25 protein-coding genes and 1 pseudogene are annotated in these 23,303 nt (G+C 54.1%); 8 read left to right on the top strand and 18 right to left on the bottom strand.

Features of this window, described 5'->3' with window-relative positions; genetic code table 11:
* The first annotated feature begins 7 nt into the window (after positions 1 to 7).
* From NTZ04_03220 to NTZ04_03200, 5 genes are read left to right on the top strand one after another with little or no spacing between them, the layout of a single operon-like run.
* Positions 8 to 1,138, top strand: a complete 1,131-nt coding sequence (locus NTZ04_03220; protein MCX5991328.1) for an acyl-CoA/acyl-ACP dehydrogenase — start codon at positions 8 to 10, stop codon at positions 1,136 to 1,138.
* A 17-nt stretch (positions 1,139 to 1,155) separates the two neighbouring features.
* On the top strand, positions 1,156 to 1,503 hold the full coding sequence (locus tag NTZ04_03215) for a histidine triad nucleotide-binding protein (protein MCX5991327.1): 348 nt from the start codon (positions 1,156 to 1,158) through the stop codon (positions 1,501 to 1,503).
* Positions 1,504 to 1,531: 28 nt separating this feature from the next.
* On the top strand, positions 1,532 to 2,362 hold the full coding sequence (pyrF, locus tag NTZ04_03210; protein MCX5991326.1) for an orotidine-5'-phosphate decarboxylase: 831 nt from the start codon (positions 1,532 to 1,534) through the stop codon (positions 2,360 to 2,362).
* 2 nt (positions 2,363 to 2,364) lie between these two features.
* Complete coding sequence (locus tag NTZ04_03205; GenBank protein ID MCX5991325.1) at positions 2,365 to 2,556, top strand: DUF951 domain-containing protein; 192 nt, start codon at positions 2,365 to 2,367, stop codon at positions 2,554 to 2,556.
* A 27-nt stretch (positions 2,557 to 2,583) separates the two neighbouring features.
* A complete protein-coding gene (locus NTZ04_03200) occupies positions 2,584 to 2,841 on the top strand; it encodes a translation elongation factor-like protein (GenBank protein MCX5991324.1) in 258 nt (85 codons plus the stop codon).
* Positions 2,842 to 2,846: 5 nt separating this feature from the next.
* On the opposite strand, the gene ribE is transcribed toward NTZ04_03200, so the two are convergent.
* The 6 genes from ribE to NTZ04_03170 form a co-directional block, all read right to left on the bottom strand.
* Complete coding sequence (gene ribE / locus NTZ04_03195) at positions 2,847 to 3,317, bottom strand: 6,7-dimethyl-8-ribityllumazine synthase (protein ID MCX5991323.1); 471 nt, start codon at positions 3,315 to 3,317, stop codon at positions 2,847 to 2,849.
* A gap of 15 nt (positions 3,318 to 3,332) precedes the next feature.
* The gene (locus NTZ04_03190) at positions 3,333 to 4,535 is read right to left on the bottom strand and encodes a bifunctional 3,4-dihydroxy-2-butanone-4-phosphate synthase/GTP cyclohydrolase II (protein ID MCX5991322.1); all 1,203 of its coding nucleotides are present in this window, start codon (positions 4,533 to 4,535) and stop codon (positions 3,333 to 3,335) included.
* 21 nt (positions 4,536 to 4,556) lie between these two features.
* A complete protein-coding gene (locus NTZ04_03185) occupies positions 4,557 to 5,195 on the bottom strand; it encodes a riboflavin synthase (GenBank protein MCX5991321.1) in 639 nt (212 codons plus the stop codon).
* 58 nt (positions 5,196 to 5,253) lie between these two features.
* Positions 5,254 to 6,345, bottom strand: a complete 1,092-nt coding sequence (gene ribD, locus NTZ04_03180; GenBank protein ID MCX5991320.1) for a bifunctional diaminohydroxyphosphoribosylaminopyrimidine deaminase/5-amino-6-(5-phosphoribosylamino)uracil reductase RibD — start codon at positions 6,343 to 6,345, stop codon at positions 5,254 to 5,256.
* 187 nt (positions 6,346 to 6,532) lie between these two features.
* Positions 6,533 to 7,168: a zf-HC2 domain-containing protein gene (locus NTZ04_03175; GenBank protein MCX5991319.1), complete on the bottom strand. Its 636-nt coding sequence runs from the start codon at positions 7,166 to 7,168 to the stop codon at positions 6,533 to 6,535.
* Positions 7,169 to 7,180: 12 nt separating this feature from the next.
* Positions 7,181 to 7,759 (bottom strand): sigma-70 family RNA polymerase sigma factor, encoded by a 579-nt coding sequence (locus NTZ04_03170; protein ID MCX5991318.1) that lies wholly within the window; start codon positions 7,757 to 7,759, stop codon positions 7,181 to 7,183.
* Positions 7,760 to 7,864: 105 nt separating this feature from the next.
* Here NTZ04_03170 and lepB point away from each other — a divergent pair, with 105 nt between their 5' ends.
* Complete coding sequence (gene lepB, locus NTZ04_03165) at positions 7,865 to 8,365, top strand: signal peptidase I (GenBank protein MCX5991317.1); 501 nt, start codon at positions 7,865 to 7,867, stop codon at positions 8,363 to 8,365.
* Between the two features lie 17 nt (positions 8,366 to 8,382).
* On the top strand, positions 8,383 to 8,967 hold the full coding sequence (gene pyrE / locus NTZ04_03160) for an orotate phosphoribosyltransferase (GenBank protein ID MCX5991316.1): 585 nt from the start codon (positions 8,383 to 8,385) through the stop codon (positions 8,965 to 8,967).
* Here the strand turns inward: pyrE and rho are convergent.
* From rho to NTZ04_03140, 4 genes are all read right to left on the bottom strand, one after another.
* Positions 8,964 to 10,226: a transcription termination factor Rho gene (rho, locus tag NTZ04_03155; protein ID MCX5991315.1), complete on the bottom strand. Its 1,263-nt coding sequence runs from the start codon at positions 10,224 to 10,226 to the stop codon at positions 8,964 to 8,966. The genes pyrE and rho overlap by 4 nt on opposite strands.
* Positions 10,227 to 10,239: 13 nt before the next feature.
* Complete coding sequence (gene fsa, locus NTZ04_03150; protein MCX5991314.1) at positions 10,240 to 10,893, bottom strand: fructose-6-phosphate aldolase; 654 nt, start codon at positions 10,891 to 10,893, stop codon at positions 10,240 to 10,242.
* Positions 10,893 to 12,578: a CTP synthase gene (locus NTZ04_03145; protein ID MCX5991313.1), complete on the bottom strand. Its 1,686-nt coding sequence runs from the start codon at positions 12,576 to 12,578 to the stop codon at positions 10,893 to 10,895. Before NTZ04_03145 ends, fsa begins: the two co-directional genes overlap by 1 nt.
* A 175-nt stretch (positions 12,579 to 12,753) precedes the next feature.
* Positions 12,754 to 14,016, bottom strand: a complete 1,263-nt coding sequence (locus NTZ04_03140; protein MCX5991312.1) for a pitrilysin family protein — start codon at positions 14,014 to 14,016, stop codon at positions 12,754 to 12,756.
* Between the two features lie 856 nt (positions 14,017 to 14,872).
* Between NTZ04_03140 and NTZ04_03135 the strand changes: the two genes are divergently transcribed.
* Positions 14,873 to 16,762 (top strand): GNAT family N-acetyltransferase, encoded by a 1,890-nt coding sequence (locus tag NTZ04_03135; GenBank protein MCX5991311.1) that lies wholly within the window; start codon positions 14,873 to 14,875, stop codon positions 16,760 to 16,762.
* 112 nt (positions 16,763 to 16,874) lie between these two features.
* On the opposite strand, the gene NTZ04_03130 is transcribed toward NTZ04_03135, so the two are convergent.
* The 8 genes and pseudogenes from NTZ04_03130 to NTZ04_03095 all read right to left on the bottom strand — a co-directional run bounded on the left by NTZ04_03130 (position 16,875) and on the right by NTZ04_03095 (position 23,162).
* A complete protein-coding gene (locus NTZ04_03130; GenBank protein ID MCX5991310.1) occupies positions 16,875 to 17,075 on the bottom strand; it encodes a DUF2283 domain-containing protein in 201 nt (66 codons plus the stop codon).
* Positions 17,076 to 17,348, bottom strand: coding sequence for a DUF4258 domain-containing protein (locus tag NTZ04_03125; GenBank protein MCX5991309.1), 273 nt, complete (start codon positions 17,346 to 17,348; stop codon positions 17,076 to 17,078). It abuts the gene before it with no gap.
* 310 nt (positions 17,349 to 17,658) lie between these two features.
* Positions 17,659 to 18,048, bottom strand: coding sequence for a hypothetical protein (locus NTZ04_03120; GenBank protein MCX5991308.1), 390 nt, complete (start codon positions 18,046 to 18,048; stop codon positions 17,659 to 17,661).
* A 183-nt stretch (positions 18,049 to 18,231) separates the two neighbouring features.
* Positions 18,232 to 19,974, bottom strand: coding sequence for a glycoside hydrolase family 3 C-terminal domain-containing protein (locus tag NTZ04_03115; protein ID MCX5991307.1), 1,743 nt, complete (start codon positions 19,972 to 19,974; stop codon positions 18,232 to 18,234).
* Positions 19,911 to 20,330 carry a hypothetical protein gene (locus NTZ04_03110; GenBank protein ID MCX5991306.1) on the bottom strand — a complete coding sequence of 140 codons (420 nt, stop codon included), beginning with the start codon at positions 20,328 to 20,330 and terminating at the stop codon, positions 19,911 to 19,913. The genes NTZ04_03115 and NTZ04_03110 overlap by 64 nt, the downstream gene beginning before the upstream one ends.
* Before the next feature lie 43 nt (positions 20,331 to 20,373).
* Positions 20,374 to 22,005 carry an FGGY-family carbohydrate kinase gene (locus NTZ04_03105; protein ID MCX5991305.1) on the bottom strand — a complete coding sequence of 544 codons (1,632 nt, stop codon included), beginning with the start codon at positions 22,003 to 22,005 and terminating at the stop codon, positions 20,374 to 20,376.
* A 29-nt stretch (positions 22,006 to 22,034) separates the two neighbouring features.
* Positions 22,035 to 22,802 (bottom strand): SDR family oxidoreductase, encoded by a 768-nt coding sequence (locus tag NTZ04_03100; GenBank protein MCX5991304.1) that lies wholly within the window; start codon positions 22,800 to 22,802, stop codon positions 22,035 to 22,037.
* A 57-nt stretch (positions 22,803 to 22,859) separates the two neighbouring features.
* Positions 22,860 to 23,162, bottom strand: a pseudogene (locus NTZ04_03095) (TIM barrel protein).
* Positions 23,163 to 23,303 lie beyond the last annotated feature (141 nt).

Here is a 23,303-nt window from a genome sequence, read left to right as displayed (position 1 = left end):
GGGCAAGTTGGACCTTGATCTTTCTGAAGACCAAAAAATGCTGCGGAAGTCTGCCCGGGACTTTCTGGCTAATGAGTGCACCAAGCAGTTTGTCCGGGAAATGGAGCGGGATGAGAAGGGTTACTCGCCGGATCTGTGGCACAAAATGGCTGAGTTGGGCTGGCTGGGGCTGCCCTTCCCTGAAAGCTGTGGCGGCGGCGGGTGGAGTTTCCTTGATCTCGTGATTTTACTGGAGGAGATGGGACGGGCTTGCTTGCCGGGCCCATTCCTTCCCAGTGTGGTAGTCAGCGGTTTGACCATTCTGGAAGCGGGTACCGGGGAGCAGAAGCAGCAGTTCCTGCCCGCGATATCCCGGGGAGATATCTTCACCTTTGCCCTGACGGAGGCGGATGGCAGCTATAGTGCTGCTTCCATCCAGACAAAGGCTGCTCGTCATGGGGATGACTATGTCATCGACGGCGTCAAGCTTTTTGTGCCCTATGTTCATGTTGCCGACCGCATTTTGTGCCTGGTCAGGACCAAAGCGGGCTCGTCTAAGGAGGATGGACTCAGCTTTTTCGTAGTGGATGCCAAAAGCCCCGGCATAAGCTGCACGCCGCTGAGCAACATTGCCAGCGAAAAGCAGTTCGAGGTCACCTTTGATAAGGTTAAAGTGCCGGCGGGCAACCTGCTCGGTAAGCTTCATCAGGGATGGCCCATAGCCGAGAGGACCCTGGGTTTGGCAGCTACAGCCAAGTGTGCCGAGATGGTGGGCGCAGGCCAGCAGGTTCTGGAGATGAGCGTAGCCTATGCCAAGGAGAGAGTGCAGTTTGATCGCCCCATAGGCAGTTTCCAGGCTATACAGCATCACTGCACTAATATGCTGCTGGATATAGATGGTATGAGGTATCTTACCTATGAAACGGCCTGGCTGCTCAGTCAAGGGCTTCCGGCTGCCACCGAAATAGCCATGGCCAAGACATGGGTGAGTGAAGCCATCGGCCGGGTCGTCCGTCTGGGACATCAGATCCACGGCGGCGTCGGTTATACCATGGACCATGATCTCCAGCTCTATTACAGGCGGGGGAAAGCGGCCCAGGCCCTCTTTGGTGATGCCAGCTTCCACCGTGAAAAGATAGCCAGCCAGTTGGGTCTTTAGTTTTCGAGGGGTGCCAGATGGGAGAGGGTTGCGTCTTCTGCAAGATCATTGCCGGCCAGATACCGGGTGATATTCTCTATAAGGATGACAGGGTTATTGCTATACGGGATATCAATCCCCAGGCGCCGACGCATCTGTTGATCATGCCCAGGGAGCATATCCCTTCGCTGGCTCACCTTCGTTCCGAACAGAAGGAACTCATCGGTCACCTGATTCAGGTAGCTCATGAGCTGGCCGGGAAAGAGGGGTTAGCCGAGAGGGGATATCGCGTGACGGTGAACTATGGCCGGGACGGAGGGCAATTGGTGCCTCACCTTCATTTTCATCTCCTGGGAGGACGTGAATTATCCGGCGTTATGGGTTAGAATGGGTCTCGGCTGTGGTTGGTGTTGAATGGACTTCGCAGAGAAGCTGCTGCAGGCAGTCCGCAAAAACAAGAGCCTCCTCTGTCTCGGGCTCGACCCCGATCCCGCGTTGATGCCTGAGACAGGCATCTTTGAGTTTAACAAGGCCATCATTGATTCCACCTCGGATATAGTCTGCGCCTATAAACCTAACCTGGCTTTCTACGAGGCTTTGGGCACTGAAGGCCTGACCGCACTGCAGAGAACTGTAGATTATATCCCTGGAGATATCCCCATCATCGGGGATGCCAAACGTGGCGACGTCGGCCATACGGCCCGGGCCTACGCCAAAGCTCTATTTGAAGTCCTTGGCTTTGATGCTGTCACTGTCAACCCCTATCTGGGCTACGACTCTATAGAGCCGTTTATGAGCTATGCCGGTAAGGCGGTGTTTATCCTGTGTCTCACCTCAAATCCCGGGGCCGTTGACTTTCAGAAGGCGGCCTGCTCACCCGAAGGAGAAAAGGCCCGGCAGCCCCTGTACCAGCTGGTTGCCCGTAAAGCCCGGGAGTGGAACAGGAGGAACAACGTCGGCCTAGTGGTAGGGGCCACTTATCCTGAGGAACTGAGGGAGATCAGGCAGCTCTGTCCGGACATGCTGCTGTTGATACCGGGGATTGGAACGCAGGGAGGCAGCCTTGATTGGGCAGTCCGCTATGGAACGGATTCCAAAGGGGGAAGTGCCATCATCAGCAGCTCAAGGCAGATCCTCTATGCTTCGAAGGGAGATAATTTTGCCGGAGCGGCCCGGCAGGCAGCCGATGATCTGCGCCGTCTGATCAATTCCCTTCTGCCGGGTTCATCGGGTTGCTCGGGGTAGTGATGGAAGTTGATCTGGGCGATACACTGGAGCTAAAGAAACCACATCCTTGCGGCAGCAACAATTGGGAGGTGGTGGGGCTGGGGGCTGATATCGGCATCCGGTGCCTGAAGTGCCATCGCAGAGTCCGGGTGGGGCGGGAGATTTTGAGGCGGCGGGTAAGAGGAATTCAGAAGGCAAAAGCCGAAAAATAGGAAAGATTACTTAGGGGGGTGATTTCTATGACACAGGAAATAGAGATCGGCATGGTGACTGACTTCTTTGCCCGGCCGGTAGTTGCAGGACTTGATCTGAAGGCTGGCCTCAAGCGTGGTGACAAGATCCATATCAAGGGACATACCACGGACCTTGAACTTGTTGTTGAATCGATGCAGATTCAGAACAAGGACGTGGCGGAGGCCAGGCCGGGAGATTCTATAGGGATCAAGGTCCCTGATCGGGTGCGGCGAGAAGACAGGGTCTATAAGGTTGTTGAGTAGGGCCCCTACTTCCCTATGGCCTTGATGAGGTTCGCCATTTCGATGCCGCTCATAGCGGCTTTGAAGCCTATGTTGCCCTCTTTTGCCCCGGCCCTCTCGATGGCCTGCTCCAGGGTATCGGCAGTGATTATCCCGAAAATAACGGGGACACCGGTGTCCAGCGCCACCTTGGCAATCCCCTTGCTCGCTTCGGCGGCAATGAAGTCGAAGTGAGGAGTGCCCCCTCGAATGATGGCACCGAGACAGATAACAGCGCTATACCTTTTTGACTCCGCCATTTTCTTGGCAATGAGCGGAATTTCAAAGGAACCTGGTGTCCAGGCGACCTCGATATCCTCTTCCTTGACCCCGTGGCGGAGCAAGGCATCCTGCGCTCCTTCGAGCAGCCTCACCGAGATGAACTCGTTGAACCGTGAGTTGATCAGCATGAACTTCAGGCCCTGTGCCAGCAGTGTCCCCTGATAAATCTTCTTCATCATGCCCTCCTCTTCTTATTCAGCCACAAAATGATGTCCCAGCTTCGCGCCCTTTGTTTTCAGATAAGAGGCGTTATAGGAATTTGGTGGCACCACAATCGGTACCGTTTCCACTACCTTGAGGCCGTGCCCTTCCAAACCCACTACCTTTCTGGGATTGTTCGTCAGCAAACGAATGCGTTCCAGGCCGATATCGGTCAGAATCTGAGCTCCTATCCCATAATCACGCAGGTCGGCAGCGAAGCCCAGAAGCTCATTGGCTTCCACAGTGTCTACCCCCTGGTCCTGGAGAGCATAGGCACGCAGCTTGTTGTGGAGTCCGATACCCCTGCCTTCCTGCCGCATGTAGAGAAAGACCCCTCTCCCTTCCTTGGCCATGGCTTGCATCGCCATAGCCATCTGCTGGCCGCAGTCGCAGCGGAGGCTGCCAAAAACGTCACCGGTGAGGCACTCGCTGTGCACCCGCACCAGTACCGGTTCTTCAGTGGAGACATCGCCCTTAACCAGGGCTACATGCTCGTCGGGATCGATAGTGCTCCTGTAGGCCATGATAGTGAACTCGCCGTATTTTGTGGGCAGCTTGGCCTCGGCTACCCGATGCACCAGCTTCTCGTGACGGCGGCGGTAGGTGATGAGGTCGGCCACACTGACCATCTTCATGTTGTACTTGGTAGCCATCTCCTCCAGTTGACGGAGACGGGCCATGGAGCCATCCTCGTTCATAATCTCACAGATGACCCCGGCGGGGTAAAGCCCGGCTAATCTGGCCAGATCAACTATGGCTTCCGTATGGCCGGCGCGCACTAAGACCCCTCCCGGCCTGGCCTTTATCGGAAAAACATGACCCGGCCTGGCGATATCATCTGACTTTGTAGCCGGGTTAATTACCGTTTTTATGGTGGTGGCCCGGTCCTGGGCAGAGATGCCGGTGGTTACGCCGTGTTTTGCCTCAATAGATACCGTGAAGGCAGTGGAAAATCTGGATGTGTTGTCTTGGACCATCATGGGAATCCTGAGCTCTTCCAGCCTGTCGCCCATAATGGGCAGGCAGATCAGCCCCCGTGCCTCTTTGGACATGAAATTGATGGCATCAGGGGTAATCTTCTCTGCGGCTATAGCCAGATCGCCCTCGTTCTCCCGGCTCTCATCATCAACGACGATGAGTATCTTGCCAGCTTTAATATCCTCGATTGCCTCGGGAATCGTGGCCAGTCCCATATTCTAAATCACCTCTTCAATTCAAGAAGGAGACCCGGTGGCTGAGAAACCATGCTCGTTGAGGAAATCCAGGGTGAGCCCACCAGGTCCCTCTCCACATTTTCCCACATATTTGGCGATGATATCTACCTCTAGATTCACCAGGTCTCCGACGCGCTTGGTGCCCATAATGGTGTTTTTGAGTGTATAAGCGACCAGGGAAACGCTTAATGAAGTCTTGTCGTAACCTGTGACTGTAAGGCTGACGCCATCAACAGCAATAAAGCCCTTCTCCACCACGTATCGCAACACCTCCGGAGGGACGGCAAATCTGGCAATGACAGCTCCTCCTTCCGGTATTAGTGAGATGACCTTGCCTGTTGCGTCCACATGCCCCTGTACCAGGTGTCCTCCCAGACGTCCGCCTACCAATAGAGGCCTTTCCAGGTTCACCGTGGAACCGGGGTGCAGCAACCCCAGATTGGTGCGCTTCAGGGTCTCGGGCATGATGTCCACGGAGAAAGATGCAGCATCGATGGCACTCACTGTGAGGCATGCTCCATTAACGGCCATGCTGTCACCAGGCTTTGTTCCCTCAAGCACCCTGGCAGCAGAAATAGTCAACCTGCTCGAACTCATTGCCTTTAAGGTGCCTGTTTCTTCAACGATGCCGGTAAACAAATTGTCCTTTCCCTCTCCCTCCCAATTAAATGGTGCTGGAACATGCCGCGGGGACGATCTACCGGGCAACATACCCGCTGACCAGGATATCATTGCCCACCTTCACAACCTTCATCCCGGTCAGGTTTGTCGCCTGGGATAGCTTTTCGACACCCTTGCCTTCCACCGGGTTCTTTGCCTGTTCTCCACCGATAATGATAGGGGCGATAAAGGCAAGTACCTTGTCTATCAGACCTTGTTCAAACAGTGAACCAAAGACAGCGGCGCCACCCTCCACCATCAGGCTGATGACCTGCCTCTTGCCCAGGACCTGCAGCAATTCTTGCAGGTCTACTAATCCACCTTTTGAGGGCAGTTTCAGAATCTCCGCACCAGCCTGGGCAAGGACCTTGGCCCTGGCTGGCTCTATCTCTTCGGTTGTTGCTATCAGGGTCTTCCCGGGTAGATGGAGCACCCGCGCAGATGGCGGAGTACGACCGGTGCTGTCCACCACCACACGCAAAGGCTGCTTCTCTAATTGCCCGCCTTCCAGACCAGCCCGGGCTGTCAGCTGGGGGTCATCCTTAATGATAGTATCGACGCCCACCATGATAGCACCCACCTGACTTCGCAGGCTGTGGACATATCTCCTCGATTGTTCCCCGCTTATCCATTTGGAATCGCCGGTTTTGGTAGCGATCTTCCCATCAAGGCTCATGGCGAATTTGGCAAGAACAAAGGGCAAGCCTGTGGCGACAAACTTGATATAGGCTTCGTTAAGCTCCTGAGCGGCCTCCTCATGTTCACCGACGTGTGTTTTTATCCCCGCCGCCTCTAGTTCAGCCTTTCCTCGGCCGCAGACCTGAAGATTGGGATCGATTATAGACAGGTGGACTTCGGCAATGCCGGCTTCAATGATAGCTTTGGTGCAGGGAGGCGTGCGGCCATGGTGACAGCAGGGCTCGAGGGTAACGTACATTGTGGCTCCGCGGGCCTTTTCTCCTGCCTGCTGCAGGGCTACCACCTCAGCATGGCTTGAACCCGGTGGTTGCGTGCAACCCTCTCCTACTATCACGCCATCCCTTACTATCACCGCCCCCACGGACGGGTTGGGGCGGGCGTGTACCAGAGCCAGCTTGGCCAGGGAAAGAGCACGATCCATATAGTCCATAGGATTATAACTCCTGGGTTACAGCATCAGTCATCCAAGCATCAAACTTGGCAATGCTTCACCTGGCCGCCATTCTAGCACCTGGTAATTCAAACTGCAAATAACGCCCCGTAATGGAGCCAACAAAAGAGAGCCTTGGCCAGGCTCTCCAACCGGGAGTCATTCCAGAGCCGCATCCCTCAAGCCATCATTTGATGAGCTCGCTGCTCCTGGAAACCTCTCTTGCCCTTTCTCTCCTCGACTTCTGCCACATGATAATGGCCACCCCTCCCAGTACAACCACTGTTCCTGACAGGCTGTACTCCAGCGGGCGCAGCCAGCGCCCCTCTTCCCCGGCTGACAGGCTAAGCTCACCTTCACCGTTTACCCCGTCGTCCTGCCCTGCCTTATCGGATGAATAGTTTTCATTATCGCTCTCTCCGGGTGACAATTGAGAGGATGACGAGCCTCTTTGCTCTGTTGGTTGGGGGGTTGTTGCAAAGAGATTGGTTAAATCGGCAGTAAACGCCAGCACCAGCAAGACAGCAGCTGCACCTGTAGCCAGCCGCAGCACCGGCAAAGCTGCCCATCGCGGCGCTGGCTCAGCCTGGGCCACCCTGAAGCTGCGTGAGGGTGATACCTGGGGCACCTGGTGCAGCAGGTCCACCGTGGCCCGAAACGAATCAAGCTCGTCCTGACAGCGCTGACAGGTCTGGAGATGCTGCTCCAAACGAATCCGCTCCTGAGTGTTCAAGCGCCCGTCTATGTAGGCAGAGAGCCTCTCATTCGTTTTATTCGTTTCCCCAAAATTAATTTTCTTGAATCGCCCAAACCCTCGCCACATAGTTATATCCCTCTATTTATCTAAACGAAATCCAGGAGGGAGAAGTTCCCTCTTTAGAAGATAGTCACGTAACTGGGCTCTGCCTCGGCTGATGCGTGATCTCACTGTTCCCAGGGAGCACTTCATAACCTGGGCGATCTCCTCGTAGCTTAGCTCCTGGATATCGCAGAGAATGACCGCCAGCCGTTGCTCCGATGGGAGATTGGCCAGCCCGTTCTGGATCTGATCTCTTATCTCCCGACGCAGCACGTGATCCTCAGGAGATTCACTGGAGGACGATTCCTTGGGCTCAAATGGCAGTGATTCCAGTGAGATTGAAGGATGGCGCTTGCGTTTGCGCAGTTGGTCTCGGCAGACATTGGAGGTGATGCACAATAGCCAGGCCCTGAAATTGCCTCCCCTGAAGCTGCGGATGTTCTTCCAGGCGGAGAAAAAGGCATCCTGGGCGGCATCTTCAGCAGCGCTGGGATCACCTAACATCCGCAAAGCAACGTTATACACTGTCTTCTGGTGACGCTCGACAAGCATGTTAAAACTGTCGAGGTTACCCTCTTTACTGCCCTGGGCAAGATCGGAGTCGTCCATGCTCATCTTTCTGTGGTTCCTGTAGAAGTACAAGAGGTGAATAGATTATAATCTACATCTGCTGTTTACTGAAGGAGCTGAAGACTGAAAACCAATGTCGCCCATGTCATATTGACTGTTCTCATAATACTGGTCGTCTTTGCTGCGGTTCAATTCAGCATGCAAAGTTTCAGGGTTGAAGGATGGAGCATGGAGCCGAGCTTTGACGATGGAGAGTATCTTATAGTAGATAAACTGACATACCGCTTCACCTCTCCGGATAGGGGTGATGTGGTTGTTTTGAACAGCCCGGAGATTCCAAGCCGGCTTCTTATCAAAAGGATAGTCGGGATGCCAGGTGATACGGTGGAGATCAGGGGGGGCGAGATTTACATAAATGGATATAAACTGGAAGAGACCCCAATTGAATTTGCCAGGATCCCTTACCGCGATTTTCTGAAAGAGGTTCCACAGGGTGAGTATTTTGTTGTTGGAGATAACCGTACGGCTACTAGTGGTTCCCATATCTTTGGCCCCGTGCCCCGCGAGAACATAGTGGGCAAGACGTGGCTTTCCTATTGGCCGCTGCGTGATTGGGGGCTCTCGCCCAGCTACGCCGCGACGACGAAATAGGAACTGGAGGGAGATCTGTGACCAGCGAAGCAGAGAGAATCTTTAGGGAAGCAGGTGCTGTGATGGAGGGGCATTTCCAGCTCACCTCAGGGCTGCACTCGCCGATATATTGGGAGAAGTTTCGGGTGCTGGAACAACCCCGCTACACAGAGCGGCTCTGCGGGATGATTGTGAGTCATTTTCAACGTCAGGGGGTCCGGCTGGTGGCTGGGCCGACGACCGGAGGAGTTATTATTGCTTATGAGGTGGCGAGGCAGCTTGGTGTGCGCAATATCTTCGCTGAGAGGCAGGGTACTGCGCGGGTCTTCCGCCGGGGGTTTGAGATCACTTCAGGGGAGAGAGTTCTGGTGGTGGATGATGTGTTGACCACAGGGGGCTCTATCCGTGAAGTTATAGCCGAGGTGAAGAGAAAGGGTGGGCAGTTGATAGGAGTGGGGGTTCTGATAGACAGAAGTCAGGAAGGGGTGGATTTTGGGTTTGGGGCCCCTCTTTTTTGTTGCTATCGAACGCTTGTTCCCACTTACAAACCGGATGAGTGTCCTTTGTGTAAGGAGGGAATACCCTTGTCAAAACCCGGCAGCGGGGAAAGCCAGCCTGCTTAAATTTCTTTGTTCAATGTGGCCAGGAACTCAGCATTGTTCTTGGTCTTTGCCAGGCGATCGAGAATAAGTTGAGTAGCATCTGTCGAACTGGATGAATCAGACGAAACCATGAGGGCCATGCGCCTCAGCAGCCAGGCCTGCTTCAAGGTGAATTCATCTACAAGCAGTTCCTCGCGTCTCGTGCCACTGCGCTGGATATCGATGGCAGGGAAGATGCGGCGCTCTGCGAGCCGTCGCTCCAGGTGTAGCTCCATATTGCCGGTGCCTTTGAACTCTTCGTAGATCACGTCGTCCATACGGCTGCCCGTATCAATAAGGCAAGTAGCCAGAATAGTGAGACTGCCGCCCTCCTCGATATTCCTAGCCGCGCCGAAGAAGTGCTTTGGATGGTACAGGGCTGCCGGATCAATACCACCGGAGAGCGTCCTTCCGCTGGAAGGAGCCCCCAGGTTATAAGCCCTGGTAAGGCGGGTGATACCGTCCAGGAGGATGATGACATCTGTTCCTGCCTCAACCAAACGCTTCGCTCGTTCCATGGCCAGTTCAGCCACATGGGTCTGATTCTCCACCATTTCGTCAAATGTGGCGCTGATCACCTCACCCCTGGCCGAACGTTTCATGTCGGTTACCTCTTCAGGTCTCTCACCGATGAGACAGATCATAATATGCACATCTTCATAGTTAGTGGAGATGGCATTGGCGATCTGCTTGAGAAGGATCGTCTTGCCTGCCTTGGGAGGGGAAACAATCAACCCGCGCTGTCCCCTGCCAATGGGGGCAATAAGGTTAATCAGCCTGCAAGCGAGGTTCTCGGGGGTGGTCTCGAGATTGAACATCTTATTCGGGAAGATGGGGGTCAGAGACTCGAACGCAGGTCGGCTTTTGGATTGTTCAGGGTCCTGGTCATTGACCAGTTCCACTCGGAGCAGGCTTTGATATCTCTCTCCCTCCTTAGGAGGCCTGGCCTGTCCCGTCACGGAGTCGCCAGTGCGGAGGCCAAAGCGGCGAATTTGAGACGAGGAAACGTAAACGTCGTTGGCTCCCTGCAGTAGATTCCCTCCCCGGAGAAAACCGTAACCTTCGGAGGTGATCTCCAATATGCCGCAGGCGAAGATATTGCCTTCCTTCTCTGCCTGATTTTGAAGAAGAGAAACGATAAGTTCGTGTTTCTTGAGAGTGCTGTAGCCGGAGATGCCCAGGTCTTTGGCTATCTCCAGCAGGTCTTCTCTCTTCTTGGTACCTAATTCGGCAAAATTCATATGTCCTCTCCTCTTAACCCTTGCCCAGAGCTCGTTGTGAGTCTTCCAGGAATCGAGCGATACCAGTAGTAGTAAGCGGATGGTTGATCATCTGCATCAAAACACTGTAGGGTACTGTCGCAATATGTGCGCCTGCCTTAGCGGCAACAACACAGTGCAGCGGGTGGCGAATGCTGGCAGCAATCACCTGGGTTGGCCTTTTATAGTGATCAAAGCATTTCACGATATCAGCTACTAACTCCATTCCATCCTGACCTACATCATCTAGCCTGCCCACGAAAGGACTGACATAAGCGGCCCCTGACAATGCCCCCAGGAGTGCCTGGTTAAGAGAGAAACAGAGGGTGAGATTTACTCTGACATTATCTTTTGATAGAACGGAGGTAGCCTCTAAGCCCGCAGCACAGACGGGGATTTTGATGACCACATGGGGCGACCAGGTAGCAATTGCCTTTGCCTCTTCAATCATGGATTTAGCTTCTTGACTGAGAACCTCCACGGAAACAGGGCCATTCACCAGGGAGCAGATTTCCTGAACAGCCGATTTATAATCGGTCCACCCTGCCTTTGAGACCAGACTGGGGTTCGTGGTGACCCCGCTTATAACACCCAGTCTAACTGCTTGGCGGACTTGATCAATATCTGCCGTGTCCAGAAAAAGGCGCATTATATTTCCCCTTTCTCCCCCTGGCGCAAGGGCAGAGGATGCTGGGCTCCCTCTCGCATGGTCTGTTTTGCTGCTTTTATGAAGTCACTAAAAAGGGGATGAGGCCGATTAGGCCTTGACTTGAATTCAGGATGAAACTGAGTAGCAATCATCCAGGGGTGGTCTCTGAGCTCAACTATCTCGACAAGTTTGCCATCAGGGGAAAGACCGCTGGCAGTTAACCCTGCCTCGTCCAAAGTATAGCGGAATTGGTTATTAAACTCAAATCGATGGCGGTGACGCTCGTAGACAACCGGATCGTCGTAGGCAGCAGCGGCACGGCTGCCTTTCTGGAGGTAACAGAGATAAGCCCCTAACCTCATGGTCCCCCCTTTCCCATTTACCTCCCGCTGTTCGGGCAGCAGATCGATAACGGGGTATGGAGTCTGAGGAGAGAATTCAGTAGAATTGGGCTCATCTGAATTGAAAACATGGCGGGCAAACTCTACGACCATGACTTGCATCCCCAGGCAGAGGCCCAGGTATGGCACCTTGTGTTCCCGAGCATACTTGGCTGCCTTGATCATGCCCTCTATACCCCTGTCGCCGAAGCCTCCAGGGATCAGTATCCCCTGCACAGAGCCGAGAAGTCTGTCCAGGTACCCCTCGTCCTTTTCGATGTCCTCAGATTGAACCCAGTGGATATCCACCTCTTGATCGAGGCGTGTGGCAGCGTGACGAAGCGCCTCCCGCACCGACATATACGCATCCCGAAGCTCCACATATTTGCCCACCAGGGCGATAGGCAGTGGTTGCTTGGGGGCCTTCATTTTTTCTACCATGGCCCGCCATTCGCGCATATCCTCGTCGCCGGAAGGTAGCCCCAGCATTTCCATCATCAGGTTACCCAGCCCGGCCTCCTCAAGGATAATAGGAACCTCATAAATATTTGGCACAGTCATGAGAGGTATTACTGCCCTCTTATCTACGCTGCAGAAGAGGGATATCTTATCCTTCATTCCCTCAGGTACGGGGTAGTCGCTACGGCAGACAATAATATCGGGCTGGATACCGATGCGACGCAACTCATTAACGCTGTGTTGTGTGGGCTTGGTCTTTAACTCCCCGGTTGATGAGATATAGGGCAGCAGTGTCACATGGATATAGAGCACATTGTCTCGCCCTACATCGCTACGCATCTGGCGGATGGCTTCAAGGAATGGAAGTCCCTCGATATCGCCCACCGTTCCACCGACCTCCACGATTACCACTGAAGCCCCGTTCTCCTCTCCCACCTCTTGGATCCGTCTTTTAATCTCATTGGTAACATGGGGCACTACCTGGATAGTGCCGCCCAGGAAATCGCCTCGCCTTTCCTTGGCGATAACTGTGCTGTAGATCTGGCCTGTGGTGACGCTTGACGCGGTGGTAAGCTCTATATCGACAAAGCGCTCATAATGGCCCAGGTCAAGGTCTGTTTCAGCACCATCACGGGTGACAAAGACCTCACCGTGTTGATATGGGGACATAGTCCCTGGATCGACGTTGAGATAGGGGTCCAGTTTTTGGATGGTGACGGCGATATTGCGACTCTTAATTAGCCTGCCTATAGAAGCGGCAGTGATCCCTTTCCCTACAGAACTGACCACACCACCAGTAATAAAGATATACTTCGCCGTAGGCTCCTTAAGGTGAAAACAAACAATTCGCGAGGAAAGTTAGATCTGAAAATAAGTATAACACCTTTGATCTGTCTGTCAAGAAGCGGAAAGTATCAAGCGCCAACGTGGCGGTGCAAGACCCCTTGCCGGTCCGCTGTCCAAAGCGAAGGATCACCGACTACCATTTGCCGGGAAAGCTCCTGATGGCGTCACGGGGCATCTACAGGTGGAGCAACCCCTGGATGTCCTTCTCTTCAACAGGGCCAACAACCGCCAGGTTAAGCCTCTCTGGCACAAACAGTTCTCTGGCTACCCGGATCATGTCATCAACCTGGATAGAGTCGATTATGGATACCACCTCATCAACGGTGAGAATATTCCCTAGCAAAAACTCCTGTCCCCCCAACCAGCCAGACACGCTCCGCGTATCCTCCATACGCAGCAACAGGCGTCCCTTACAGAATTCCTTTGCCTTCTTCAACTCGTCTTTGGGCACCTCCTCCCTTTTCAGTTGATTCAGTTCTGCCAGTACTGCTTCGACACAGCCCGGAAGTTGTCTGGGGTCAATCCCGGCATAGACGATCAGCGCGCCTGTATCCAGGAAGTGGTCTGCATAGCTGTGGATGGCATAGGCCAGCCCTCTATTCTCCCTGATCTCCAGAAAGAGGCGGCTGCTCATGCCCTCACCGAGCACAGCATTGAGCAGGTCTAAGGCGAATCGGTCGGGATGTTGGAGTGACAGGCCCGGCAGGGCGAGGCAAAAATGAGCCTGCTCTGTGTCGCGCCGCTCGACTCGCAATCGTGGCTCCTGCTGTGGGCTGTCAGCCGCATACCACTCCTGCCGTATGCCCTTTTTCCAATGTCCAAAGGTTTCTTCCATGCTGGCTACCACTTCCTGGTGGCTGATGTCACCAGCAACGCTCACAACTGTATTGTTGGCCAGATACTGGCTGTCAAAGTGGCGGAGCATATCCTCCCGCATCAGTTTGCCCACCGTGGTCCTGGTTCCAGCGATATCTCTCCCCAGGGGATGGTTCGGCCACATGACTTCGTCAATGAGCAAGTCCACCCGCTGTTGAGGGGAATCGAGGCACATGTTGATCTCCTCGATAATTACCTGTCTCTCCTTCTCGATCTCTTCAGGATCAAACCTGGAGTAAGACAGCATATCGGCCAGGATATCTACAGCCAGTGAAAAATGTGTACGGGCAACCTTGCACCAGTAGATGGTCAGTTCCTTGTCAGTACCGCCGTTAAGCAATCCGCCAACACCTTCAATTGACTCCGATATCTCTTTGGCCGTGCGTCTGCGCTCGGTGCCTTTGAAGCAGAGATGCTCAATGAAGTGGGATATCCCTGCCTGTTCAGCCTTCTCGTAACGGGAACCAGCACCGATAAACACGCCCACAGACACAGAACGCGTGTGAGGCATGCTAGACGTTACCACTCTCAACTTGTTGTCAAGAACGCTTTTCTGATACACACGGCCTCCTTGTTCAGCACATTCTAAAGATGGCTGCGCCTCATGTCAAATAGACTTACTCGCACGGATAGTGCTTGACTGGTGACAAGAGGTGGCTATGGCGGCTGCATCATTGGTGAATGGGATGACGCATCTGTTTTGGCCACACTCAGCCTTGATCATGATATCAGGAGGCGGAACTCTGATGGCAGAGCAATTGTATCGAGTCAAATAGATGAGAATCGCTCTACCGCTGACCATAAATGGTGTATCAGTGAGAGTCAATGAGGTTATCAGCCTGGAATATGAGCGCTTTGGCTCATGATATTTGGCCATTTGGGGCTTTACGAATCATGAGATAGTGAGGAGAATTGAGCCGTTGTGTAACACATCTAACGGAAGGAGGTGTGGAGTCTATGGCTACTAAGGCAAAGGTAGGAAAACCCAAGGTTGCTGCCAAGGCAACCGCTACAAAGACCAAGAAAACCAAGAGGTAGAAGAGGTTATTGGCTGAAGAGAAGGCCCATCCACATGGATGGGCCTTCTTCGTTTGTATCCAGGCTGAGGTCGGGGTGATATAATGTCGCAATGGACTCTCTTATCTCAGAGAACGCATTGTTAGGTATGCTATCATGACGGAGGAAATTACCTACATGACCTGCTATGGTTGCAAGGGTAAGGGCCATATAGCGGGCGAGGTTTGCTCTATATGTGGTGGCCTGGGAAAGATCCCGGTACCTCCTGACCTGGCTCCCCCCCAGCCGAAGAAGAAGCAGGGAGACGCTTAGGAAATAAACGGGACTCCCGCTCCTCGAATAGTTTTGGAAGTTGCTTCCCTAGTGCCAAAGCCACTGGTGGCTCCGGCGAGGTGACAGATATGCGGAAGAGCAATAGCAAACTAGCTGAGGTAAAAGCGCTGTGTCCTGAGAAGTTCGCCTCGGAGGAGGAGATATTCAGCCATATCCACCGGGGTGACAGGCTGTTCATAGGCACAGGCTGCGGACAACCTCAATATCTTATTCGGGCGCTCATGAAGTACGTAGAGTCCCACCCCAATGCATTCTTTGATGTCGAGGTAATCCATCTGTGGACTGTCGGGGTTGCCCCCTACACCGACGAGCGATTTAAGCGCAACTTCCGGCATACATCCTTCTTCGTCGGGAATAGTACCAGGGAGGCCGTGAACGAAGGCCTGGCCGACTACACCCCCATCGCCTTGTCACAACTCCCGGGCCTGCTCTACCGGGGAGTGATTCCTGTTGACATAGCCCTGATACAGACTTCGACCCCCGATGAGCACGGCTACGTCAGCCTGGGCATAAACGTCGACATCACCAAGGCAGCAACAGAGTGCGCCTCAACGGTCATAGCCCAGGTTAACGAGAACATGCCGCGTGTTCATGGTGACAGCTTCCTGAGCTTGGAAGAGTTAGATTTCATAGTTCCGTATGATGAACCCCTGCTGCAAATCACGCCGCGGGCCGCCGACGAGGTTGCCCAGAGGATTGGGAAATACGTGGCACGTCTGGTCCACGACGGTGATACCATTCAGGTTGGATTCGGAAGAATACCAAACGCGGTAGCACAGAGTCTGGCTGATAAAGAAGACCTCGGCGTGCATTCGGAAATCCTCACTGATGGTGTCGTCCAATTGATGAAGAAGGGCGCTGTCAATAACTCGAAGAAAACCCTGAATCGCGGCAAGACGGTAGCCAGCTTCTGCATGGGCAGCAGGGAGACCTATGAGTACCTTCATGATAATCCCAAAATAGACTTCAGGACCATCGACTATACGGACAATCCCCTGGTAGTGGCCCAGCACGAGAATATCAGCGCCATTAATAGCGCTCTACAGGTAGACCTCACCGGTCAGGCGACCGCCGAGTCCATCGGAAAGACATTCTACGCGGGCATCGGCGGCCAGGCTGATTTCTCCAGAGGTGCGATGCTGGCCCGCGGAGGAAGAACGATTGTCACCCTCCATTCAACCACCCAAAACGACACGATATCCCGGATTGTGCCCTATCTCAGCGAAGGGGCCGGAGTTACTCTGTGCCGGAGTGATATTCATTATGTCGTTACCGAGCATGGAATAGCTTATCTGCACGGGCAGAGTGTCAGACACAGAGCGATGCAGCTGATATCGATAGCCCACCCCAAATTCCGGAACTGGCTCATTGAGGAAGCCAGGAAAATGAATCTGATATACAAGGACCAGGTTTTCGTGGATGGCAAAGCAGGAGAGTATCCGGAAGAACTGGAAACACAGAGAGTCACAGGAAGCGGTGTTGAAGTGCTGATAAGGCCTATCAGGATTAGCGACGAGCCGCTGCTCAAAGACTTCTGGTACCACCTCTCAGACCGCAGCATGTATCTCAGCTTTATCTCGGCAAGAAAGGACATGTCACACGAGCGTTTGCAGGAGATGATGGCTATTGACTATACACAACAGATGGCGCTTGTCGCTGTCATATCACAGGATGAAAAACAGAACATCATCGGGGTGGCGCGATATTTCATAACCCCTGATAAACGCATTGCAGAGGTAACCATTGTGGTGAGGGATGATTATCAGAGCAAAGGAGTAGGTAGAGAGCTGTTCTCATATCTCACCTACCTGGCCAAGAAGAATGGTCTCGTCGGTTTCACTGCAGAAGTTCTGGTCGCCAATACCGCCATCATCAGGCTCTTCAAGAGAATGGGCTTCGACATACAAACGATCAGCGAAGATGGCGGAGTCTATGAAATGAAGCTGATGTTCCGGTAGGACGTGAACGACGTTTTGCCAGAGGGGATGCTTGGATTACCACTCGTGCAGCAGTAACATGGGGTAAGAAGCGGGAATGATACAATTAGGGAGATATTGTTCGGAAAGAGGCTCAAACACTCTTGGCTTGGTAGACCATAGTTCCAGGCTCACGGACATGCTCCGAGGCATCAAGCACTTCGATGGAAACGAGCCTGCCATCTCGACCATAATCGATAATGATCCCCTCTCGGATTTCATCGCTTTCGGCCACTGGCTCTTCCCTGAAGATAAGGTCCATGGTATTAGTTTCCGGATCATAGATCACTTTCATTTAACCCACCTCCCTTATCCAGTACTTCTCTATTTTACTTGTTTTATACACGCTAATCACCTTGAGAGCTTCTTGCGCTGGCTCCGTGATCACTCTTAAGAGCATCTCCTTGTTCTCAATCTTATCATAGTATCTACTCTGGAAGATGAACCTGTTCTTCTTGGAAGCTATTTTCTGCTGCGGATTTTCAATGGTGGATAACACTAATTTCAGATCAACCCCACGGCGTTGGGCTTCAAATCGAGCATGTTCGGTCATTACGGATGGGGTCATAAACTCTCTGGCACCTCCGCTGTCCGTGGGTGCGATAGATTGGTACTGACGACATTATAGCACGTCAGAAAGGCATCAGGCCCCTCATCTACTCCTGTTCTCCTCGCCAAATCATGGGTAGGCGGAACAAGTCATGGGAACATGAAGAGACAGCAGTAGGTCTCTGTGAATCCCCCTTACCCCAGCGGTGTGGTGTATCAAGCCCTGATGGGGGAAGATGTCCAGTCAGTGTGTCGATTCAAGCAGAAAATGGGGCTGAGGTTACAATAGGCAGAACTTTTCGGCTAGTCTTCGGCCTGTCTGACAAGGCCTAGTTCGACTCCTGCATCTGCACGGCGAGGTCCGAGTCGCGGATGTCCTTGGCCACCATCGGCGTGTTGTTCTCGGGCACGGCCGGTCCTTCTGCTAACCTGATCCGATAGACGCCGTCCCGAAGGAAGTCCAGGCGCAGGGTCATCTCGGTATACGGCGTCTGCGGCGTGATCCTGTAGGTCTGGCTGTAGTCTCCCATGACATCGGCGATCTTGTAGATGTCATATCCCCGGGCCGCAAAGACGAAGAAGTTGTCCTGCCGTTCCCTGAAGGTCACCTGTAGCACGCACTGAGCCTTCTTCCCAGAGTGTTTGCCCAGGTAACCGTAGGGCGTAAGAAGCGCCGTCGATCCCTGGTCCAGAGGATGATCCGTGTATCCGAAGTACACATTGGGCTCGGCCTCCCCCAGCATACCGCTGGCCTTCAGAAAAGGGATGCGGGAGGAACTCCCTGATCATGTTGACCATCACACGGGCATTGCTGATGGTCGTCAGGCCGGTCTTCTCTTCCATCGACTGCCTCCTTGTCGGAAGTCACTGCTACTATTGCGCTGAGGTCTGTCAGCCGGACGTCACGCGCGAATTCGGAATTTGACGCTGAGCAAATCTTCTGTCCTGGAAGATGGGCCTGCATAAACGGTGTGAGTGAGCGGTTCCACAATCCATTTACCTTGCTGCTCGTCATAGTATGCCGTCTGTTTGGCCGCAAGCAAGAAATCAACACGTTTCGTTTGTCCTGGTTCGAGATGAACCTTCGAGAAGCCCTTCAGTTCTTTCGCTGGCCTCTCCACACGGGAACATTCGTATCCGGCGTAGAGCTGTACTATCTCATCGCCAGTGACATTCCCCGTATTGGTGACATCCACACTCACCTTCAGGGCTCCTTCAGGAGTGATTTCACTCTGATCAATCTGAAGGTTCTTATATGCAAAGGTAGTGTAGCTGAGGCCAAAGCCGAAGTGGAAGGCGGGCTCTTGCCCCTGCTTGTCCATGAGCCGGTAGCCGTGAAAGTAGCCGTATTCGATAGATTTTGCTCGTTTGTCGAAGAATGGGAGTTCGCTCTTGGATTTCGGGAAGACACATGGCAGCTTTGCACAGGGGCTCGCTTTCCCGAAGAGGACATCGGCCAAGGCATTCCCCCCTTCCATGCCGGGATACCAGGCCATCAAGAGCGCCGGAACCTTTTCACGCCATGATTCGGTGATTATGGCGCTGCCTCCTATGAGGACCACAGCCGTATTTGGATTCACCGCGACAATCTTCAAGATCAGAGTCTCATCATGGGCCTTGAGGGTGAGGGAATCCCTGTCACCTCCCTTGGTGAACATGTATTCGCCTTCGTCCCTGTGGGTATATCCCACAATTATGACCGACATGTCTGCTGTGCGCGCAATGTCGACGGCCTTGTTGGCGGCTCTCCCGTCACTGTACACGATCTCACAGTCCCGCGGCACTGCCGCGCGGATTCCCTCAAGCGGGGTGACTACGTAGGGTGGCCTGGCCATGCTGCTACCTTTGTCACCGATGTTTGCCACAGCAGCAAGCCGGCCGATGACCGCGATCCTCTTGACCCGCGCTGTGTCAACCGGCAGTACCCGGTGAAGGTCATCTCCAATAGGCTCATTCTTGAGCAGCACCACGGATTTCTGAGCCGCTTCGCGGGCCAGAGCCTTGTGCTCCGAGCTGACGACTGCCTCCGGCCGGTAGCGTTCCGGCTGGCCGATCTGGGCGAATCTGATCTTCTGCCTCAGTATGCGCAGCACGGCTTCATCAACTACTTCCGTTGACACCTCACCTTTGTGTATCAGCCTCATCAGCCTCTTTCCGAAATGGATCGTCAAGGGCATCTCGACATCCATGCCAGCATTCGCCGCCCTTCCGTTGCGGATGCCCAGAACAAAATCAGACATCACTAGGCCATCAAAACCCCACTCTTTCTTGAGGATGTCCCGCAGCAGATGGGAATTGTGACCGCAATAATGCCCGTTCACCTTGTTGTAGGCACTCATGACAGAGGCTACACCCTCGTCGACGCAGCGTTTGAAGTGCGGCAGGTATATCTCACGCAGCGTCCTCTCGCTTATGCGCACATCAACGTGGAACCGTGAGCTTTCGATGCTGTTTGCGGCGAAGTGTTTGACGCAGGCCATGGCATGGCGCTGAATACCACGTACCAGGGCTGCCCCCATTTCTCCCAGATGCCAGGGATCCTCTCCGTATGTCTCCTGAGCCCTGCCCCAGGCCGGGTGTCTCAGCAGGTTGATGCAAACGCTGCCCATGAAGTTGCCCCCCAGGGACTTGGCTTCGACTCCCATGGCATCGCCGATCCGCTCCTCTCCTCAAGGTCCGTATCCCATGAAGCCCCGCGGGCCATAGTGACGGGGAAACAGGTGGAGTGGTTCATAACCACCCCCCTCGGGCCGTCACTGAAACAGATCGCGGGGACGGATAGCCGCACATTTTCACCTGCTGGCAACGGGCGCATGTTGTAGGCCAACCAAACCTCAAATAGGCCGGGGAATAGTGGCGTACTGCCGGACATCTGCTGAATCTTTTCTCTGAGACTCATCTGGTTCAGCAGGTGTCTGGCCTTTTCATCAACCTGCTCTTTCGTGAGAGGCGCGTTTTCCTTGAGTCCTCCCGACTCGCCCGAATCCTTGAGTTGTGCCATCTTCGCGGTCCTCCTTTGGGCGGCAAAGTCGCTTTTCTCGGCTTCATCGCGTATCCGTGATCTCTTCCAGTGCTTCGTATCTTCGCAGCAATGTACGAACGGGGTGACGATTGACCTCAAGGGGATTGGCAGAGGAAGCTTTGTCGATTTGCACGAATCTGCTGGCAGCTTCCTCATAGGATATGTTGAGAACTGCCCTGGCTCCACTTATGGCACACCCCAGGGCTGCGGCGAAAGCGGCATGTCGGATGTTGTATGTGTTTGAGTCAAAGACATCAGCGATCAGTTGCCTGAGAAAACGGTTTCTGCTGGCACCCCCTGCCAGACAGAGCGCGTCCGTCCGGCTCAGATGGCCGGAGTGGAACTTCAAGGAGAGCACCTGAGAGACATGCAGGGAACGAATGTTCACCCGCGCGTCCCGATCATCGAAACCATCACGGAGTATGCCGGCTGGCCTCAGAGGCACCGACTCATCCCTGAGATAGGGCAGCATAAGAGGCTCATCCTCTCGGAGGATGGCCTCCCCGGCCGCAGAGACATAGGCTTCCCATCTGTCATCAGCCTCAGTGCCCGTTGTCCCTTCGGGAACGTATCTGTCCAGGAAGAACTCGTGCACCTTGGCCCCGTTGGTGAAGACCGTCAAAGCCATGGCGTTGCCCGGTGTGTAGCCGAAAACGTTGCATTGCCCGCTCGCAGAAGGGGCGATCTCTCTCATTTGGCCGTTGACGGTGTAGCTGCTACCCAGAGACACCACCGCCTGCCCCCCGCACCCGAGCAGCGTGGCCGGGTTGTCCCCAGTCCCCGCGAGCACCACAGCGCTGGGACTGACCCCATACCTCCGGACGAAATACGGGGCGATCGGCCCCAGCATCGTATCGTAGGGCACCATTTCACCCAGCCTGCCTCGCAAGGATAGGCCGGAACTCGGGTTTCCCAGGTATTCATCTGCCACCTTGAGCACTGCATCACTCCAGCCTGGCTGACAGATATCCAGAGTGTTGAGGTTGGTGCCCCAGCCATCACCGGTATCCACCGGGGCCACCTTCCCGGTCATGATGGAACTCAAGAAGGCACTCAACAGGAATATGTGGGCAGTGCGGGCATTCTCCTCCGGGGACTCGCTGGCCCACTTCAGGACCTGGGCTGCGGGGAAACGCAGCTCCGCCTGGTTTCCAGTGAGTGCCAGTATGGAGCTACGCTTCTCCAGTTCCTTCGCCAGGTACTCCGCTTCTTTGACGGGAGACCGGTCTTCCCAAATGGGTGATGTTCTCCTGGTAATGCTCGGCCCAAGCTGGGGCATCAGGTTCTGCCCGGCGTCCAGACACGCCATCCGTTCCTCAAGAAACACATCGGCATACACCGTACAATGCTGCATGGCATCGATCTTCACCGCCCCAATGCGGCCCAGGTCCACACCGCTCTTCTGCAGTCTACCGAAGACCAGATCTAGCGCCTCGAGAAGCATGAACGGCGAGGTGTGTCTTATCGCCGGACGCTCATTGTGGAGCACACCACCCGTCGTGCCGTAGTCCGGGAATGCGGTGTCGTAGTCGAAGGAGTCCGTATGCACGACCCTGGCGCCACGGACGTCCAGGACCAGGGCCTTGACCGACTGGGTGCTGAAGTCAAGCCCCAAGGCATAGAGGGTGCCTTCCCCCGCTCGATTCGCTGCCACTACCTAAACCCTTCCATATTGGCGGGCTGCTACCTTGCCGTATACCCTCCGTCTATCACTAGGTCATGCCCTGTCATGTAGCTCGAGGCGTCTGATGCCAGATACAACACCGCACCCCGTAGCTCTTCAGGCTCGCCCAGGCGCCCCATGGGAGTCAGGGATTCCCATGTTGGAAACAGGTGTTTCATTGCTGACAGTGTCATCTCTGTCTTGATGTAGCCCGGGCTGATCGAATTCACTCGGATACCATACTGTGCCCATTCTACAGCCAGAGACTTGGTTAACATGACAACACCTGCCTTGGAGGTGTTGTAGACTGCTTGTCTCTGGGGCACATTCACGGCACTGCCTGACAGTGAAGCGATATTGATGATGCTCCCTTGCCGCCGGGGAATCATTATGCGTGCCGCCGCTTGACAACAGAGAAAGACGCCCTTCATGTTGGTGTCCAGAATGTTGTTCCAGTCCTCTTCTGGCATCTCCTCGGCTGGCTTCTGAATGCTGATTCCTGCGTTGTTCACACAGATGTCCAGACGACCCAGTTGTTCCGCAGTCTCAGCGAATGCTCTGTCAACCTGTTCTTTCCTTCTCACGTCTGCCTGGACTGCTATGCCTTTGCGGCCTAGCCGCTGAATTTCCTTGACTACGGACTCAGCCTCCTTCATGTTTCTCACCAGGATAGCTACATCACAGCCAGCCTCAGCCAGAGTCAATGCCAGTACTCGGCCAATACCACGTCCAGCGCCGGTCACCAGCGCCTTGCGCCCTGTCACATCAAAGAGATTGAACAAACTCACAATACCCTCCTTTCTGCAGTGATACAGGCTTCAATGGTACTCCAGGCTTTCTGCTGATCAGGTATGTCTCTTCTCAATGTCCTTCAAGTTCTGCAGTCCCTTGAGTGCCAACTCCTCTCCGGTCTCAGCGAACTTCCTCCACATTGCGCACAGTCTGTTCAACTCCACAAAACCAGGGTCGAACGATTCAATGACAATTGGGCCCTTGTACTCAATCTTCCTGAGTGCTGCGAAGAACTCCTCCCACGGCACGAGTCCGGTACCGGGGATTCCACGGTTATTCTCGCAAGCATGGATGTATCCCAGGTACTTATTTCCGCACGTTTCTACCGCCTGTGTGAAGCTCTGCTCTTCTCGTATTGTCAAGACTCTTTAGAAATGACCTCTTTCTTGACTCATTAGAAATGTCCCATATTGGTTCCTGCTAACTATAGTTCCAGGCAGCCTTGCGTTTGAGAGACCTCAAGCTCATATGCCTCCAAGGGTGATCCGGGGAAGGCA

The sequence above is a fragment of the Chloroflexota bacterium genome (genome assembly GCA_026389585.1).
Classification (GTDB): domain Bacteria; phylum Chloroflexota; class Dehalococcoidia; order UBA2247; family RBG-13-53-26; genus JAPLHP01.
This window is presented reverse-complemented; position numbering and strand designations above follow the sequence as displayed.